We start from the raw sequence: 16,141 nt of genomic DNA, 5'->3' as shown, positions 1-16,141 counted from the left end.
GCATGGAACAGCTCAACTGGAAGAAGTCGAGCTTTAGTGGCACCAGCACCAACTGCCTGGAGATCGCCTCCGACAGCGACCGTGTCTACCTCCGCGAGTCCGACGACCCCACCACCGTCGTCACCACCACCCGCGCCAAGCTCAACGCCTGGATCCAGGGCGCCAAGGCCGGCGAGTTCGACCACTTCACCGCCTAAGCCCCGCCGGCCCCGTGCCCCCGGCCCACCGCCGGGGGCACGGGGCTCAGCAGCCGCCGCAGGGCGGTCGGCGTGTGGCCGAGGTGTTGGCGCACGGTGCGGGTGAGGTGGGCCTGGTCGGCGTAGCCGAGGTCGGCGGCGAGGGTGCTGATGCTGGTCTCGCCGGCCTCCAGGCGGTCGAGGGCGTGGCCGATGCGGATGCGGTGCCGGTAGTGGGTCACCGAGACGCCGAGGTGGCGCGGGAAGGCCCGGCTGAGGCGGTAGGGGGAGACTCCGAGCGACTGGGCCAGTCCGAACAGCGTGTCCGCGGCCGGGTCGGCCTCGGCGATCGCCTCGCGGGCGGCCGCGACGAGATTCCGGTCGCGCTCGACTGCCGGGTCTCCTACCAGGGTTCGCCCGGCGACGGTGCGGCCGATGGCCGTCGACAACAGCCCCAGCAACTCCTCGGCGAGCGCGTAGTCGATGTCCTCGGAGCGAGCGGCGGCGAGCATGCGCCGGTGGGCCAGGTCGAGCTTCGGGTCGGTGTAGAGGGTCTGCGCGGTCGGTTCTGCCCCGTCCCCGGCCAGGGAGCGCCACAGGTGCGGCGTCAGGCTGATCGACGTGCAGACGTCGCCCCCGGAGGGGTGGGCGAAGCTCTCCTCCTCGCCCGGGACGCCCACATAACCGAGGGCCGTGTCGATGTCGGCGGGAACTCCGGCGGTCGTTCTGCGGAACTTCCCGCTCCGTACCAGCACCACCCGGTAGTCGGCCCGTACCTCCGGCGCGGACCAGCGGCTGTGGTCGGACCGGCAGGACACCGCACTGATGGCGAAGCCGGGGCGGGTGGCGACAGGGTCGGCGGTGAGCACCTCTCGAACGCTACGCACCGGGTCTGACAGCGGCGCAAGGATGTTCAAGACCGGGGCGGTGCTGCTGGGCGAGGCTCCTCACCGAAGCCCGTACGGCTTGCGCTCGTTCACGATCCTGGAGTCCGCTCATGCCCGTTCTCGAACAGCTCGCCACCGTGGTCGTCGACTGCGCCGACCCGGTCGCGCTCGCCGCCTTCTACCAGCACGCCACCGGCTGGGAACTCACCTACAGCGACGCGGACTTCGCCTCCCTCAGCGCGGGCAGCGCGGGGGCGGGGCTGGCCTTCGTCCGCGCCGAGGGCCACCGCGCGCCGCAGTGGCCCGAGGGGAGCGGGCACCTGCACCTCGACTTCACCGTCGCCGACCTGGAGGGCGCGGTCGAGGCGCTGCTCGCCCTCGGCGCGTCCCGGCCGGAGTTCCAGCCGGGCGAGGGCCGGTGGGTCGTCCTCACCGACCCCGAGGGTCACCCCTTCTGCCTGGTCCCGGCCGCGACCGCCACCGCGACCGCCGCCAACTGACCGTCCGAACGGATAAGGAGCACCCTGTGGCAACCGTGCACCGAGAGGTCCTGATCGAGGCCGGCCCCGCGGGGGTCTGGGCGGCGATCCGCGACTGGGGCGAGGTCCATCACCGGCTCGCCCCCGTGTTCGTGGTCGGCACCCGGGTCGAGGGGGATGTCCGGGTGGTGACCTTCGCGGACGGCACGGTGGTGCACGAGCTGATCGTCTCGCTCGACGACGGTCTCCGGCGCATCGCCTACTCGGTGGTCGGCGGCTCTCTGGACGTCGTCCACCACCACGCCTCCATGCAGGTGTTCGCCGAAGCCGGTGGTCGCAGCCGCTTCGTCTGGGTCACCGACGTGCAGCCGCCCGGCCTGGCGGAGCCCATCGCCGCGATGGTCGACCAGGGGATCCGGGTGATCCGCCGGACCCTGGAGGCCGCCGCCCTCGCTCCTGATGCCCGCGACATGCCCTCGACACGTCCTCGACGGCACTGAGTGCGTCATCCTCGTGCGCAGGAAGTCGGCTGGGCCGACTTCCTGCGCTCAACTGCTACTCGGCGCCGGTCCGTTCCCGACGAACCCGCTCCACCTGCTCGACCGTGAGCGGGGTGTCGGAGAGCACCGGCGTCCACTGCCAGCGGGCGTCACGCCACCGCTGGAGGCGGTGCCCAGGGCCCCTGGCCCATCCGGCGAAGTACGGCGGCGGCGACTTCGGGCGACTGCGGCCGGGTCAGCGGAAGACCGCCTTGATCAGCCGGTCCAGGGCGGGCGGGAAGGTCTGGACCGGGTCCTGATCGGAGTCGCCGGTGGTGAGGCCCGCGGTGAGGACCCTGGCGCCGTCCGGGGTGGCGATCATCAGGGCGCCGTAGCCGCCGGGGGCGCCGCCGTTGTGGTGGACGATGGTGATGTCGCCGTTCTCCGGGCCCAGCTCCTGGACGAACAGGCCGAGTCCGTAGCCGAGCATCCCGTGCGGGGTCCGCATCTGCTCCAGCAGTTCGCCCGGCAGGAGCCGGCCGCCGAGCAGGGCGGCGAAGAACACCTGGAGGTCGCGGGTGGTGGAGATCATGTCCCCGGAGCCGCAGAGCAGCGAGAGGTTCTGCCGGGAGACGTCGACCACCGTCCACTCCTCGCCGTCCTGGTAGCGGTAGTAGCCGTGGGCGTGCGGGCCGGGGAGCTCGGAGAGGCTGCCCGGCACCAGGGTGTCGTGCAGGCCGAGCGGCCGCAGGATCCGCCGCTGCACCTCCTCGGCGTACGAGTGCCCGGTGAGTGCCTCGACCAGCAGGACGGCCAGGGTGTAGTTGGTGTTGGAGTAGCTCTGGTCCGCGCCCGGTTCGAACCGGGCCGGCTTCGTGAGCGCGAACTCGACCAGCTCGTCGGGCCGGTAGTCGTGGAAGCGGTTGTCCACCCACGCCTTGCCGATCGAGGGCAGCCCGGGCACGAACTCCCCCTTCTCGTCGAGCTCGCCGGTGCAGTTGTAGAGGCCGCTGGTGTGCTGGAGCAGCATCCGTACGGTGATCCGCCCGTCCAGGCCGCCGAAGCGGGGCAGGTGCTCGGCGACGGGGGCATCCAGTTCGATCAGGCCCTCGGCGACCAGGTGCAGCACCAGGGCGGCGACGAAGGTCTTGGTGGTGCTGCCGATCCAGAACTGCCCGTCCGTGGCGGGCTTCGCGCTCCCGCCGAGCTCGTGCACCCCGGCGCTGCCGGTCCACTCGCCGCGCTCGTCGCGGACCCGCAGTTGGACGCCCGCGAAGCCGGCGTCGACGAAGTCCTGGGCGGCCTTCTGGAGTTCGGGGCGGTCCTGCTCGATGGTGCTGCTCATGGTGGTTCCTGCTTCCGGTGGGAGTGCGGTTCAGGGGCTGCGGGCGGATCGGAGACTGCGGGTGGATCAGGGAACTACGGGCGGATCAGAGACTGCGGGCGGTGATGTCGCCGTAGGCGGTGGTGGCGTGGATGGTGAGGCCGGGGGTGCCGTCGGCGTTCCGGAGCGCGTTGTGGATCCGGCCGTGCGCCGTTCCGGCGTCGAGGGCGGCGGAGACCCCGCGGGCGGCGCCGACCTCGATCTGCCCGTACTCGGTGCGCAGGGTGACGGCGCCCTGCGCGGCCTCGGTGATCCGCAGGTCACCCTTCCGGGTGCGGATCTCGGCGGGGCCGCCGAGTCGGCCGACGGCGATGTCCCCGGCCTGGAGGTCGAGGCGGGCGCCGGCGGTCTCGTCGAGCTTGACGGTGCCCTGCGCGGCCTCGATGGTGACGTCGCCGAGGCGGCCGACGCCCCGGAACTCGGCCAGCGCGGCCGTCGCGTCGACCCGGGAGCCGGTGGGCAGTTGGACGGTGATCTCGACGGAGCCGGAGTTGCCGAGGAGGCGGTTCGCGGCCTCCGGGGTCTCGACCCGCAGCACGCCGTCGGCGTAGGCGACCTCGACCCGCTCGGCGGCCTTCACGTCGCGGCTCCGGCCGGCGTCGGCGGGCCGGACCTCGACCACGGTGTCGGCCCGGTCGGCGGCGATGATCCGGATGCGGCCGGCGGGGATGTCCAGGACGGCCGAGACCGGGGTGGGGGTGGCGAACTTCTGCATCGTGCTCTCCTTCTTCTCCGCGTTGCGGACCCGGTGGCCCGCCGCTTTCTGATGAAGGAAACGCTACGTTGCGTTCTGCACTCCGGCAACAGCCGAACCGCGCCACAGACTAATCATTGCAGCTCAACGGCCATAAATCATTGCAACAGTCCTGCCAGGAATGCAACGACCCTCAGCCCATTCATTGCAATGGACTGAGGGCGAACGCTATGCGGGGCCGCTGCGAAGGGCTCAGCCCTGGGCCCGGGGACTCAGCTCCGGGCCCGGGCCCGGAGCAGCCCGTCGGCCAGGTCGACCGCCTCCCGGACCGGGACGAGCCGGCAGTCCGCGCCGCCGATCCGGCCGGTGGTGACGCCCTCGGCCGCGGCGAGCACCTCCGCGCCGAGGTCGGCGAAGTGCAGGTCGTCCAGGTCGGGGGCCCGGAAGCTGGTCCAGCCGTCCGCCGTGACGCAGCCGTACTCGCGGATCCGTACGTCGGGCTGGCGCAGGTCGGCGAGGTGGAAGGCGGTGAAGCGGGCCATGTCGACGCCGAGCATCAGCACCCGGGCGTCCAGCTCGTACAGTCGGCCGAGCGGGGAGTCGGGGCCGAGGTGGGAGGTGAGGGGGTGCCGGGAGGTGATCTCCTCCGCCCGGGGGCCCAGGGCCGTCCAGGAGGTCTGCGGGTGGCTGCTGCGCAGGGCGCCGGGGCGGGTGCGGACGGCTTCGGAGAGCGCGCCCAGGGTCGGGGAGGCCGGGGTGGTGGCCGGGTCGAAGCGCGGCATCCGCGCCCGGTGCTCCGCGATCTCGGCCGGGGTCAGCCCGGCGATCGCGGCCTGGTGGATCCGTGAGGTCGAGGAGTTCTCGGGGGTGCTGGTGAACGCCACCAACGTCCCTTCCGCACCCAGGACTTCGAGCAGGGCGTCGACCACCCCGGCCGCCCCGCCCCGGACCGGCCCGAGGGTCCGCAGCGACGCCTGGACGTGCAGTACCGTGCCCGGCCGCACGCCCAGCCGGGCGAAGCGGTCGGCCAGCTCAGCGGTGGTGATCATCCGACACCCCTTCGGTTCAGGCCTCGACGAAACGGAGCCGGCTCCGCTCCTCCCGCGCCCGCTCCGCGTCCCGTTCCGCCGCTGCGGGCAGCGGTACGGCGAGCCACGGCGCGACGCTCTCCCCCATCCCGGCCGCGAACCGGGCCCCCAGGCCGGTCAGCGCCCCGGATCCGGCCAGCCGCTCGACGGCCTCGGCGGTGTACTGCCGCCAGAGCGCGAACTGTGCCCGCGCCCGGTCGGCCGCCTCCCCCGCCAGACCGTCGTACGCGGCGGTCCGGGTGCCCCAGTACTCGGTGACCGCGAGGTGGGCGTACGTGCCCTGGAGCAGGCCCTCCAGCGGGCGCGGGTCGGGCCGCCAGGGGGCGAAGTACAGCCGGTCGTCGGCCCGGTCGTACAGGTCGTACAGGTCCAGCACCGCGCCGAGCTTCACGTGCTGGAACTCGTGGGCGAGCAGCAGCGCCAGCGTGGGCGCGGTGGCGGGCCGGGCGATGCCGACCGCGCCGTACGCCTGGCGCGCCGCCGAGCTGACGTCGCGGCCGGCCGGGCCGGGCCGCAGCGGGGTGATCGTCGTCAGCCCGGCCCGGATGCCTTCCGCGTAGTCGGGCAGGTCGCGCCCGAGCAGCTCCCAGGCCTCGCGCAACGCGCCCGTCCAGCCCAGCAGTTCGGCTTCGGGCAGCCGGTCGGCCACCGGGTGGTCGTGGCTGTCGCGCAGCGGGTCGAGGTCCTCCAGGGCGACCGTCCAGCCGCCGGCCAGCCGGACCCGTCGCAGCGCGTCGTCCAGCCTGGTGAACACCGTCCCGTCGGCGGCCCGCACCTCGAAGCCGTCGGCGTGCCCGGTGACCACGGCCTCGCCGTCCGGCACCGCGATCCGCCCCAGCGTCGGCAGGTGCAGCCGACCGCCCCGGGCGGGCACCGTGACGGCGTCCCCGCGCCCGGCCCGCACGGCGGCCGCGGCGGCCAGTGCCGCCATCGGGCCGAGGCCGACCGTGAGGTCCCCGGCGAGCCGCCGCGCGGCCCAGGCCCGGGCGTACGGGTGGGCCAGCACCGCGTCCACGGCCTCCGGCGCCGCCCCGTCGAGCTCCGAGAGCAGCTCCCAGGCGGCGGCCCGGCCCTGCCCGGAGGCGTCCCAGGCGGCGGCCAGCATCGCCCGGGTGAGGGAGAGTTGGGCGGCGCCGAGGGCGGCGATGGTGTCGGCGCCGCCGTATCCCCTTGCCAGCTCGTCGAGTTGGGCCGGAGTGAGCGCGGTCGGCAGCAGCGGGCGGCCGCCCTGGGTGGGCACGGGTGCCGGTGCGGGGGCCGAAACCGCGCTGCCCGCAATGCCGTTGATGAGCGTCATGAGGTCACCGCAGTAGACGGAGGGGTTGTCGAAGCCATTGTCGGCCCGGTAGCGGTGGGCGTACAGTCCGCCGCCGCAGGCGCGGACCACCGGGCAGGCCCGGCAGGTCGCGCTCAGTCCGGCCAGGCCGGACTGGCGGGCGGCGATGCCGGGGTGGCGGGCGAGGTCGTCGAGGCTGTGCGCGAAAACGTTCATGCCGGTGACGGGCGCCCCGTCGTACGCGGTCTTGAGGCTGTCCGCCTGCTCGAAGGTCCCGTCCGTCTCCAGCACCGCGAGGTCGGAGGGCTCCAGTCCGAGCGACTCGGTGAGGCTGGACAGCCCGCGCACCGTCCGGTGCACGGATTCGAAGGTGCGCACGGCGAACGGCCGCGCGTCCGTTTCCCACAGCCTGTGGACAACCAGCAGCCAGTCCGCGTACGGGTCCTCCGGACCGCCCGGGAGCCGCTTCGGCGGGTCCTCCCAGGTCGCATGCGGAAGCAGGAAGTCGACGGCGGGGGGCCGCAGTTCGACCAGCGCCCGGTACACGGCCGCCGGGTCGTTCTCGATGTCGATGGTGCACAGCAGCCCGGCGAACAGGTGCCGGAACTCGGGCTCGTTCAGCAGCCCGACCGCCCGCAGCACCTGTGGATGACTGCTCCGCCCGTCGGCGAAGCGCCGGTGCCGGTCGTTGGCGGCCCGGTCCCCGTCCAGCGAGATGCCGACCCTGAGGTCCAGCTCCGCGAACAGCTCGCAGAACGCGCGGCTGAGCAGCACGCCGTTGGTGTGGATGCGCAGGTCGAGGGCAGAGCCGGGCGGGAGCGCCGCCCGGAGCGCTTCGGCCGCGCGGCGCAACCGGTCCGGGCCGGCGAGCAGGGGTTCTCCCCCGTGCAGGACGACCCGGACGGCGGACAACCGGTGGGCGAGCGCGTGCTCACCGATCCGCTCGGCGGCCTTGGCCAGGATCCCCTCCCCGATCACCTTGGGGCGGGAGCGCCAGCTGCTGTCCGCGTGCTCGTAGACGTAGCAGTGGTCGCAGGCGAGATCGCACCGGCTGTGCATCTTGACCACGAATTGCGTCAGTGGCACCGGAATTCGCGTCGTCATGGGTGTGGCGGGTTCAGCTCGGCCTGGGGTCCGTTTCGAGGTTCCGGAGCGGGTCAGATCGAGGAGTTGAAGGCCGCGACCGGCACGAGGCCGGATTCCGCGCCGGGAAGGGCGCGCTGCAGCCGGGCGGCGAGTTCCTCCGCACCCAGGGCGGCGAGCTCGGCGAGGGACGGGCGTTCCGGCGCCTCCTGAGTGTCAGTGAGGTTACGGGCCGGCCTGGTGCTGGTTACCGGAGTCATATTCGTTTCCTTAGGCGCGGTTAGGACCTGCCGAGTCCGGGTAGGTCACCCGGTTGCGACCAATGTAGTGCCCGCGAGGTCTCCGCGCGGCACCTTGCCTCCCCAAGTTGGTGTGCCCAGCCGGCCGACGCCGTACCACGGCGCGCGGAAGCCCGAGAATTCACCCGTTCAGCGGTCGCGCGCTTCGCCATCGCGCGCGCCGAAGCGCGTTGACCGGAGCAGGCGTTCGAGCCGCTCGGCCGGTCTCCGCACGGATGCGCGCCGGGGTGCGGGCGGCGCCCATGGCGGGCGCTCCCGGCTCCGCCGCACCGTCGCCCGGCCGGCCGAATCCGTCCGGAGTACCGCGCCTCAGACCCCCAGCTCCCGGACGGAGCGTGCCAGCTCCTCGGTGAACTCCCGTCCGTTCGGAGTGAGTTCGCCGCACTCCAGCAGGGTCCGGGCCGCCGTCAGGGTGTGCCCCCGCCAGCAGGCGAACTCCCGTTCCGCGCGGTCCGGTTCACTCACCCCGGCGGCGGCCTCGGCCGCCCAGAACGAGGCCACCCCCAGGTGCGCGTACGTCCCCTGGAGCAGCGCGCCGGCCGGGCGCCGGTCGGGCCGCCAGGGGGCGTGGTAGACCGCCGGGCCGTTGGGCAGGTGGAGCGGTACGAGGTCCAGCAGGGCGCCGAGTTGGACGTGCAGGAACTCGTGCACCAGGGCCAGCGCGAGCAGGACCGGCTCGGCCGGCCGCGAGGCCGCCACCGCGCCGTACGCCCGTCGGGCGGCGGCACTGACCGCCTCGCCGCCGGGGGCGGGCCGCAACGGCACCACCACGGCGACGCAGGCCGCCACGGCCTCCGCGTGCCGGCGGTGCCGGCGCACCAGGATCTCCCAGGCCTTCGCCAACTGGACTTCCCACCAGCCGAGTTCGGCGGCGGACAGCGGACCGTCCGGCGGGCACCCGTAGTCCACCCGGCGCGGCCCGAGGTGGTCGACCACCGGCGCCCAGCGCAGCCCCTCGCACTCCAGGTCGAGCGCCGGCCCGGCCCCGGCCCGCAGGAACTCGCCCAGCCCGTCCAGCGGCACCGCCCGGCCCCGTGCGAGGGCAGCCAGGCAGTCCGCCGCCCAGGCGTCCAACTCCGGTCGCAGCAGCACCTCTTCCCAGCGCGCCCGGTCGGCCCGCTGGAGTTCGCACACCGCGCGGTAGGCCTCCCGGTAGCCCTCGTCCTGCGGCGCCGTCCGGCGCAGGGCCAGCAGCAGCAGCGCCCGCTTGCTCAACTGGCCGGCGCGCAGCAGCCGGACGGCCTCCGGGCCGCCCCGGGCGGCCGCGATCGCCCGGAAGGTCGCCCGGTCCAGGCCGTGCCGCCGCAGCCCGGCCGCACCGCTTCCGGCCGCGCCGCTGCCCTGTTTCCCGCGCGCGCCCGGCACCCCGGCCGCCACCGCCTCGCCCGTACCCGTCACCGGTCCGTCCTCTCGTGAGGTCCCCTGGATCGCCGGGCGCCCCGCCCGGTCCGCCCGCAGTCTCCCCGCGCGACGCCGACTCAGCCGGTCCCGGCCCGTGCATGACCCGGACGGGTGAGCACACCCGTCGCCGACCGCCCCGCTACCGCCGCCGCCCGGCCCCCGCCAGCTCCGCCACCCCGGCCCGCAGCCGCCCCGCGATGTGCCGGATCAGCCGGTCCAGGTCGGCGCAGTACACCGAGGGGTGCGCGAAGCCGTCCCCGGCGTAGCGGTGGGCGTAGAGCCCGCCGCCGCAGACCCGGACCAGCGGGCAGGCCGCGCACTCCGGCCCGAGCCCGGCGAGGCCCCGCTGGCGGGCCCGGAAGGCCGGGTGGGCGGCCGCCTGGGCGAAGCCGTGCCGCCACACGTCCAGGCCCGTCCCGGCGGCGCCGTCGTAGGCCGCCTTGAGGCTGTCGGCCTGCTCGACGGTGCCGTCCGCCTCGACCACCACCAGGTCGACCGGTGCCAGCCCGACCGCCTCGCTGGCGGCCCGACCGCCGAGCAGCAGGACGGACAGCTCCTCGAACAGCCGTACTCCGGTCTCCCGGCGCGGCGCGTCGTACCAGCGGTCGAAGGCGGCGATCAGCCATTCGCCGTACGGCGCCGGGTCGGTGGGCCCGGGCGGCCCGGCCGGGAGGCCGCGGCGGACGCCCGGCGGCCCGCTCTGCCAGGTGGCGTGCGGCAGCAGCAGGTCGAGCCTGGGCGGGGCGAACTCCAGCAGCGCCTCGTAGGTGGCCACCGGGTCGGCGGCCAGGTCGACGACGCACAGCAGGCCGGCGAACAGCTCCCGGTGCGGCTGGGAGCCGAGCAGCCGGACGGCGGCCGCGGTGCGTTCCCAGCTGCCGGCGCCGGAGGGCAGCCGGCGGTGCCGGTCGTGGTCGGCCCGGGTGCCGTCCAGCGAGACGGCCACGCCGACCCGGTGGCGGTGCAGCACGTCGAGCAGCGCGGGCTCGTCCAGCAGCCGCAGCCCGTTGGTCTGCAGGCTGAACCGCACCCGCGGCCCGGCCTCGGCGATCCGCGTCAACTCGGCGAGCAGGGCGTCCAGGTGGGCCGCGCCGACGAGCAGCGGCTCGCCGCCGTGCAGCACCACGGAGACCTCGTCGAGCCCCTGTTCGGCCGCGTGCTCGGCGATCCTCCGGGCGGTGCGGCGGGCGGTGGCGAGCTCCATCCGCCGCGGCCGGTCGCGCCAGCTCTGGTCGGCGCCCTCGTACACGTAGCAGTAGTCGCAGGCGAGGTTGCAGCGGCTGTGGATCTTCAGCAGGAACTGCCGGAACGGCACCATGCGCGTGAACCTAGCACCGCCCGGTGGCATCTCCTGATCGCCCGTCACACGTGCGGGGGCTCCACGTCCGAGTCGAGCCTGGTGCCGGCCTTCACGGCGACGGTGGTCGGGTGCTCCTCCCCCAGCGTGATCCGGGCCCGCCGGATGCAGTCGGCCCGCAGTTCGGCGGCCCGCTCGGTCTCCCCGACCGCCGCCAGGGACAGCGACAGGTTGGAGTTGATGCCGATCGAGTCGTAGTGGTCCGGGCCGAGCGCCCTGGTCATCAGCGGCTCCGCCTCCTGTTCCAGGGCGAGCGCGGCCCGGATCTCACCGCCCAGCGCCAGGTCGTTCGCGTGGTTCATCATGGCGATCGGGATGTACAGGTGGTCCGGGCCGAGGACGGTCCGGAACTGCGCCAGCGTGCGCCCGGACAGTTCCCGGGCCTCCGCGATCCGGCCGGCCAGCCGCAGGTAGACCGAGAGGTTGTTGGCGCCGGCCAGCGTGACCGGGTGGTTCTCGCCCAGGTAGTCCCGGTACCGCGCGAGGGCCCGTTCGGCCAGCGGGATCGCCCGTTCGGTGTCGCCGAGCGCGTTGAGGTCGCTGGCCAGGTTGGTGGCGGCCGCCAGGGTGTCCGGGTGTTCGGGGCCGTTGATGTCCAGGTAGCGCTGGTAGATGTCCTCGTCGATCTCCAGGGCCTCGTGGTAGCGCCCGGCCCGGCGCAGCGCGACGGCGAGGTTCTTGCGGGCCCGCAGGGTGTCGGTGTGGCTGTCGCCGATGGTCTGCTGGTAGATCCGCACGGTCTCCTCCAGCAGGTCCAGCGCCTCCCGCAGCCGCCCGGTCTCGCGCAGGTCGCGGGCGTAGTTGGAGGCGGAGGAGAGGGCGTAGAGGCTGTGCGCGCCGAGGGCGTCGCGCTGCTGGAGGTAGTTGCTGCGGTGCCGCTCCAGGGCGGCGTAGCGGTCCCCGGCCAGGTAGTCGGAGACGGCCAGGTTGTTGGTGATCATCAGGGTGCGCGGGTGGTCGGGCCCGAGGGTGCGCCGGGCCGCGTCCAGGGTCCTGCGGTCGAGTGCCCTGGCCTCGTCGTAGCGGCCGAGGAAGCGCAGGTCGGCGCCGAGGCTGCTGGCGACGGCGAGGGTGTGGGAGTGCTCCGGGCCCAGGGTGGCGGTGAACCGCTCCAGGATGTCCCGGTCCATCTCGTAGGCCTCCTGGAGGGCCCCCTGGGAGCGGCGGATGTTGCTCAGCTGGGTGCGCAGCATGAGCGTCTGGGCGTCGTTGTCGACGTCGAAGCCGGCGCCGCCGTAGCCGTCCGCGCGCCAGTGCTCCAGGGCCCGTTCGGCGAGTTCCCGGCCGGACTCGTGCAGGCTGCGCTTCCACTGGTAGCGGACCGAGTCGATGATCCACTGCCGGACGTCCTCGTCGCCGCTGTCGACGGCGCCGGACGGCCAGAGGTGGGGCAGGAGTTCGGCGTACTCGGTCCAGTTGGCGGGGATGTCCGGGTCGCCGGGGTTGGCGGTGGCCAGGGCGGCGTGCACGACGCCGCGCAGTTCGGCCTGCCGCTCCTCCTCGACCTGGTCCCGGAGCACGGCCTGGACCAGCCGGTGGACGGTGATCGTCTCGCTGCCCTGGTCGGTGCGGGCCAGCCCGAACCGGTTGATGGCGCGCAGGAACTCGCCGATCGCGAGCTTGTCCCGCGGCGCGCGCGGGGACAGCCGCAGGGCGCGGGTGACGGCCCGGCTGTAGAGCAGCCGCATCGGGATGGCGTCGGGGCCGAAGAAGGCGCAGAGTTCCAGTATCTGGGCGGCCGGGGCGTTCATCCGTCGCAGTTCCTCGACCGAGATGCGCCAGGTCGCGGCGGCGGAGTGGGGGTACTCGGCGGGGCGCAGCCGGGTGCGTTCGAGCATCTCGGTGAGCTCGTCGTCGAGCAGTTCGAGGTAGGTGGCGATCGGCATCGACGTCTCCTGGAGCCAGACGGCGGCCTGGCCGACGGCGAGCGGGAGGTCGCCGAGGCGGTGCGCGACCTGGTCGGCGTCCTCCGGGGAGAGGCCGCTGTTGAAGCGGCGCAGCAGCCGGATGCTCTCCTCGCGCAGGAAGACGTCGACCTCGACCAGGCCGGCGTGCCGAGCCCAGCCCTGGTTGCGCGAGGTGATCAGCACGTGCCCGCCGGAGGAGCCGCCGGGCTGCCAGGGGGCGAGTTCCTCGGGGGTGCCGGCGTTGTCGAAGACCAGCAGCCAGCGGCGGTACGGGTGGCCGCGGCGCAGCGCGTCCAGGACGGCGGCGGCGGTGTGGGCGACGTCGTCGCTGGTGGGTACGCCGAGCCGGGGGGCGAGTTCGGCGAGCTTCTGCGGGATGTTGGCGGGCTCCTCGGCGGGCACCCACCAGATGACGTCGTAGGCGGACTTGAAGCGGTGCGCGTACTCGGCCGCGATCTGGGACTTGCCGGCGCCGCCGAAGCCGTAGAGCACCTGGCTGAGGACGGCGGCGGGGCCGCCGGTGAAGCGGTTGCGGAGCAGTTCGAGCAGTTTGCCGCGGCCGATGAAGGCGGCGTTGCGCGAGGGCGCGTCCTGGACCTGCGGGGCGGTGCCGGGGAAGCGGGCGGGGGCGATGAACTCGCCGCTGTCGGTGTCGAACTGGCGGTTGCTGCCGGGCGGCGGGCCGAGTTCGCCGTACAGCTGGGCCTCGGCGCCGGTCGCCGAGGAGCGGACCAGGTCGGGCACCGCCTGGCCGATGAACGGCCGGGGCACCGGCTCGTCCGAGTCCTGCAGCCGCAGGGCTACCAACGCCGAGGTGCCGGAGGGCAGTTCACGCCCCTGGAGGAGCTGCCAGACCTCGCCGGCCCGGGGCAGCGCGGTGTACTCGGGCGAGAGCAGCGCGAGCAGCCGGCCCTGGCCGTCGAGCGGTCCGGCGACCTCCGGCGGCCGTTGGCCGGTGTACGGTTCGGCGGCGTTGTGCAGGGAGGTCTGGTACCCGAAGCGGGTGAGGGTGCCGGCCGCCCATTCGGCCCACATCCGGTCCTCGGGCGCGTAGCTGACGTAGACCTGGCGGGGCACTGCCCGGGCGGAGCGCAGGTAGGCGCCGTACAGGCGGCGGCGGGCCTCGGAGCCGAGCGGGCGCAGCGAGCGGACCCGCCCGTCGGTGATCCATTCGGCCAGCCGCTCGAAGGCGTTGAGCAGGCTGCGCGCCTCCTGCGGCCGGTCGGCGACGGTGGCGGGCACCTCCTCGTAGGCATAGAAGGGCTTGTACGGCACTTCGACGTCGGCCCAGTAGGCTGCCCGGCGGTCGCCGGGCAGCCAGCGGCCGAGGTACGGGGCGAAGGCCTCGCGGGCGAAGTCCCGGCCGGCTTCGAGGCGTTCCTGTTCGGCGTCCTCGACCCGCATCGGCACCGGCAGGACCCGGATGGCCCGTTCCTCGGCCTCGGCGATGGCCTTGGCGGCGTCGACGCCGCCGCGGATGTTCTGGGCGCTGAACGTGAAGCAGTCGACCACGGTGTCGGGCATCAGGACGGTGCAGATGCCGGAGGTGTCGCTGACCCCGGTGCGGCTGTCGATGAGCACGTAGTCGTAGGCGCGGGCCCAGCGTTCGCGCAGTTCGCGCAGGAACTCGCCGCCGCGGATGTCCCGGCCGTGGTAGAAGCTGCGCCAGTTGAAGCTGGTGACGGCGGCCGCGTAGGCGGCGTTCTGGCGGCCGGCCGGGAGGAAGTCGAGCCGCCCGCCGGCCGGCAGGTCGAGGGCGAGGCCGCAGGTGTAGCCCTCCAGCCGCCCGGGTTCGTCCAGCCAGGCGGCCGGGGACTGGCCGGTGGGGCCGGCGGCGGAGGGCAGCGCCTGCTTGACGTACCCGCGCAGCAGGTCGATCAGGCCGTCGGTGGAGTGGAGTTCGGGGTCGACCAGCAGCGGGTGGTAGTAGCGGTGGAGGCCGGGCGCCTCCAGGTCCCAGTCGACCACCAGGACGCGCAGGCCCCGGCTGGCGAGGATCCAGCCGACGTTGGCGAGCGCCATGGTCCGGCCGGTGCCGCCCTTGAAGGAGTAGAACGTGACGACCGATCCCGGTCCGCCGCGTCCGGGCTCCGTGCCGGGCTCGATGCTCATCGTCCGTCTCCCCTCAGCGGGACTGAGCCGTCGTGGCTGCCCGGGCGCTGGCCGGGCAGGTCCTTCGGTGGCGGTTCGGGTTCCCGGCGCGCGGACGGGCTCCGCGACGGACCGGAGGGGCCGGGCGGACCGGCCGGAATGGCGAGGCCCGGCATGTCCGGGCCGCCGCCCGGGCCGAAGCCGAAGGCGTCGCCGCCATCGTCCCCCCAATCCAAGTTGTCGTCCATGAGCTTGTTCTGAGCAACTGTCACCATGATGGCGAGGTCGCTGTCGAAGCTCTCCTGGCTCACTTTGACCCGGAACAAGTGCTCCGGGTCGCGCCGGCGCAACCAGTTGCGCCGGAAGACGGCGCGCACGCCGGTCCACGGCGGTTCGCGCTCCCCGTCCGGGTCGCTGCCGCCGATCGGCACGACCACGCCGGTGACCGGATGGTTCTGGTCGTCGTACTCGCGCAGGGCGGACCGGTAGCGCTCGGTCTCGGCCGCCCACGGATCCACCAGCAGGACGCTGACCTGGCTGTCCTCCCGGGCCTGGTCGAGCTTCTCGCCGAGCCCGGCGCCGATCTCCTCCAGCGTGGTGATGTGCCCGGCGTTGGTGATCACCTGCTGGGCGCGGGAGGCCAGCGAGGGCTGGGCGGGCGGGTAGAACGGCGTCCAGTTCCACGGCCTGGCCCCGTACCAGCCGCCCGGGCGGGAGCCGCCCTCGGCGGCGGCCTCCGAGGCCCGGCCGGCCGCGATGAACAGCCGGACCATGCCGGGTTCGGCGGCGGGCGCCGGCGCGGCCGGCCCGGGGAAGTAGCCGCGGACGGCCTCCAGGTCGAACTCGGGCAGTTCGGCGAGCCGCCGGACGGCGGCGTCCCGGACCCGTCCGGCGACGACCCGGACGACCTGCCGGTAGGCGTCCTGCTGGGCGGTGCGCAGCAGGGCCCGCAGGCCGTGCCGGGCGTAGGCCTCGCCCATGTCCGGCTGGGCCCACTGGATCCTGGTGACCTCGGTGACGAGGTCCCCGGGCGCGACCGGTTCCCACAGCACCGGGATCAGTGCCGAGACCAGTTCCGCGGTCTCCTCGTGGTGGCGTCGGACCCTGCCGCGGAAGGCCGTCCACTCCTTGCCGCAGTAGAGGCTGGCGAAGTAGGCCGGGGAGTAGAGCGCCACCATGGTCCGGCTGCGGCCGAGCATCAGCGCGAGCTTCTCGGCCCATTCGTCGCCCAGCCGGAGCCGTTCGGTGTCCCGGAAGGCGAGTTCGTCGGCCTGCACGGCCGGTCCGAGGATGCGCCCGAGTTCGTCCCTCAGGTCGTTGAAGAACTGGTCGACGAAGGCGTCCCCCGCCTCGAAGTCCCGACGCGCGTAGCTGAAGAAGAAGTACGGTCGCTGCTGTTCCCGTTCACTCACCTGTTCCCCCCGACCCTGACGGTGCCGTGACGGCGCTGGTTTCTTACCCAGCATGTCGTCAACCGCACCAGCTGGTGCAAGAGTTGGCGATCTCGTTCACCAATGGGGGTTTAACCGGCGGTCAGCGG

Annotated in this window: 13 protein-coding genes; 3 read left to right on the top strand and 10 right to left on the bottom strand. The window is 73.9% G+C overall.

Translation table 11 applies throughout. The annotated features are described in order from the left end of the window. The first annotated feature begins 2 nt into the window (after window positions 1-2). A complete protein-coding gene (locus tag ACZ58X_RS14315) occupies window positions 3-197 on the top strand; it encodes a DUF397 domain-containing protein (RefSeq protein ID WP_470333953.1) in 195 nt (64 codons plus the stop codon). On the opposite strand, the gene ACZ58X_RS14310 is transcribed toward ACZ58X_RS14315, so the two are convergent. Next, window positions 194-1,045: a helix-turn-helix domain-containing protein gene (locus ACZ58X_RS14310; RefSeq protein WP_470333952.1), complete on the bottom strand. Its 852-nt coding sequence runs from the start codon at window positions 1,043-1,045 to the stop codon at window positions 194-196. The genes ACZ58X_RS14315 and ACZ58X_RS14310 overlap by 4 nt on opposite strands. Before the next feature lie 128 nt (window positions 1,046-1,173). Here ACZ58X_RS14310 and ACZ58X_RS14305 point away from each other — a divergent pair, with 128 nt between their 5' ends. Together ACZ58X_RS14305 and ACZ58X_RS14300 are read left to right on the top strand one after the other, a co-directional pair. Then, window positions 1,174-1,563 carry a VOC family protein gene (locus ACZ58X_RS14305; protein WP_470333951.1) on the top strand — a complete coding sequence of 130 codons (390 nt, stop codon included), beginning with the start codon at window positions 1,174-1,176 and terminating at the stop codon, window positions 1,561-1,563. A gap of 26 nt (window positions 1,564-1,589) precedes the next feature. Next, a complete protein-coding gene (locus tag ACZ58X_RS14300; RefSeq protein WP_470333950.1) occupies window positions 1,590-2,042 on the top strand; it encodes an SRPBCC family protein in 453 nt (150 codons plus the stop codon). Window positions 2,043-2,277: 235 nt separating this feature from the next. Here the strand turns inward: ACZ58X_RS14300 and ACZ58X_RS14295 are convergent, their stop codons facing one another. The 9 genes from ACZ58X_RS14295 to ACZ58X_RS14255 all read right to left on the bottom strand — a co-directional run bounded on the left by ACZ58X_RS14295 (window position 2,278) and on the right by ACZ58X_RS14255 (window position 16,013). Further along, window positions 2,278-3,366 carry a serine hydrolase domain-containing protein gene (locus ACZ58X_RS14295; protein ID WP_470333949.1) on the bottom strand — a complete coding sequence of 363 codons (1,089 nt, stop codon included), beginning with the start codon at window positions 3,364-3,366 and terminating at the stop codon, window positions 2,278-2,280. A gap of 85 nt (window positions 3,367-3,451) precedes the next feature. Further along, window positions 3,452-4,120 carry a DUF4097 family beta strand repeat-containing protein gene (locus tag ACZ58X_RS14290; RefSeq protein WP_470333948.1) on the bottom strand — a complete coding sequence of 223 codons (669 nt, stop codon included), beginning with the start codon at window positions 4,118-4,120 and terminating at the stop codon, window positions 3,452-3,454. 251 nt (window positions 4,121-4,371) lie between these two features. After that, on the bottom strand, window positions 4,372-5,148 hold the full coding sequence (locus ACZ58X_RS14285; protein ID WP_470333947.1) for an AAC(3) family N-acetyltransferase: 777 nt from the start codon (window positions 5,146-5,148) through the stop codon (window positions 4,372-4,374). Between the two features lie 16 nt (window positions 5,149-5,164). Continuing rightward, window positions 5,165-7,567 carry an FxsB family cyclophane-forming radical SAM/SPASM peptide maturase gene (locus ACZ58X_RS14280; RefSeq protein ID WP_470333946.1) on the bottom strand — a complete coding sequence of 801 codons (2,403 nt, stop codon included), beginning with the start codon at window positions 7,565-7,567 and terminating at the stop codon, window positions 5,165-5,167. A 53-nt stretch (window positions 7,568-7,620) separates the two neighbouring features. Beyond that, window positions 7,621-7,806 carry a hypothetical protein gene (locus tag ACZ58X_RS14275; RefSeq protein ID WP_470333945.1) on the bottom strand — a complete coding sequence of 62 codons (186 nt, stop codon included), beginning with the start codon at window positions 7,804-7,806 and terminating at the stop codon, window positions 7,621-7,623. Window positions 7,807-8,154: 348 nt separating this feature from the next. Then, on the bottom strand, window positions 8,155-9,243 hold the full coding sequence (locus tag ACZ58X_RS14270) for an aKG-HExxH-type peptide beta-hydroxylase (RefSeq protein WP_470333944.1): 1,089 nt from the start codon (window positions 9,241-9,243) through the stop codon (window positions 8,155-8,157). A 142-nt stretch (window positions 9,244-9,385) separates the two neighbouring features. Continuing rightward, window positions 9,386-10,564, bottom strand: coding sequence for an FxsB family cyclophane-forming radical SAM/SPASM peptide maturase (locus tag ACZ58X_RS14265; protein ID WP_470333943.1), 1,179 nt, complete (start codon window positions 10,562-10,564; stop codon window positions 9,386-9,388). 44 nt (window positions 10,565-10,608) lie between these two features. After that, the gene (fxsT, locus tag ACZ58X_RS14260) at window positions 10,609-14,622 is read right to left on the bottom strand and encodes an FxSxx-COOH system tetratricopeptide repeat protein (RefSeq protein WP_470333942.1); all 4,014 of its coding nucleotides are present in this window, start codon (window positions 14,620-14,622) and stop codon (window positions 10,609-10,611) included. Further along, window positions 14,619-16,013, bottom strand: a complete 1,395-nt coding sequence (locus ACZ58X_RS14255) for a TIR-like protein FxsC (RefSeq protein WP_470333941.1) — start codon at window positions 16,011-16,013, stop codon at window positions 14,619-14,621. Before ACZ58X_RS14255 ends, fxsT begins: the two co-directional genes overlap by 4 nt. Window positions 16,014-16,141 lie beyond the last annotated feature (128 nt).

This window comes from Kitasatospora sp. NPDC040550, assembly GCF_055594965.1.
Note: the sequence above shows the minus strand (reverse complement) of the source record. Positions and strands in the feature narration are given on the sequence as shown.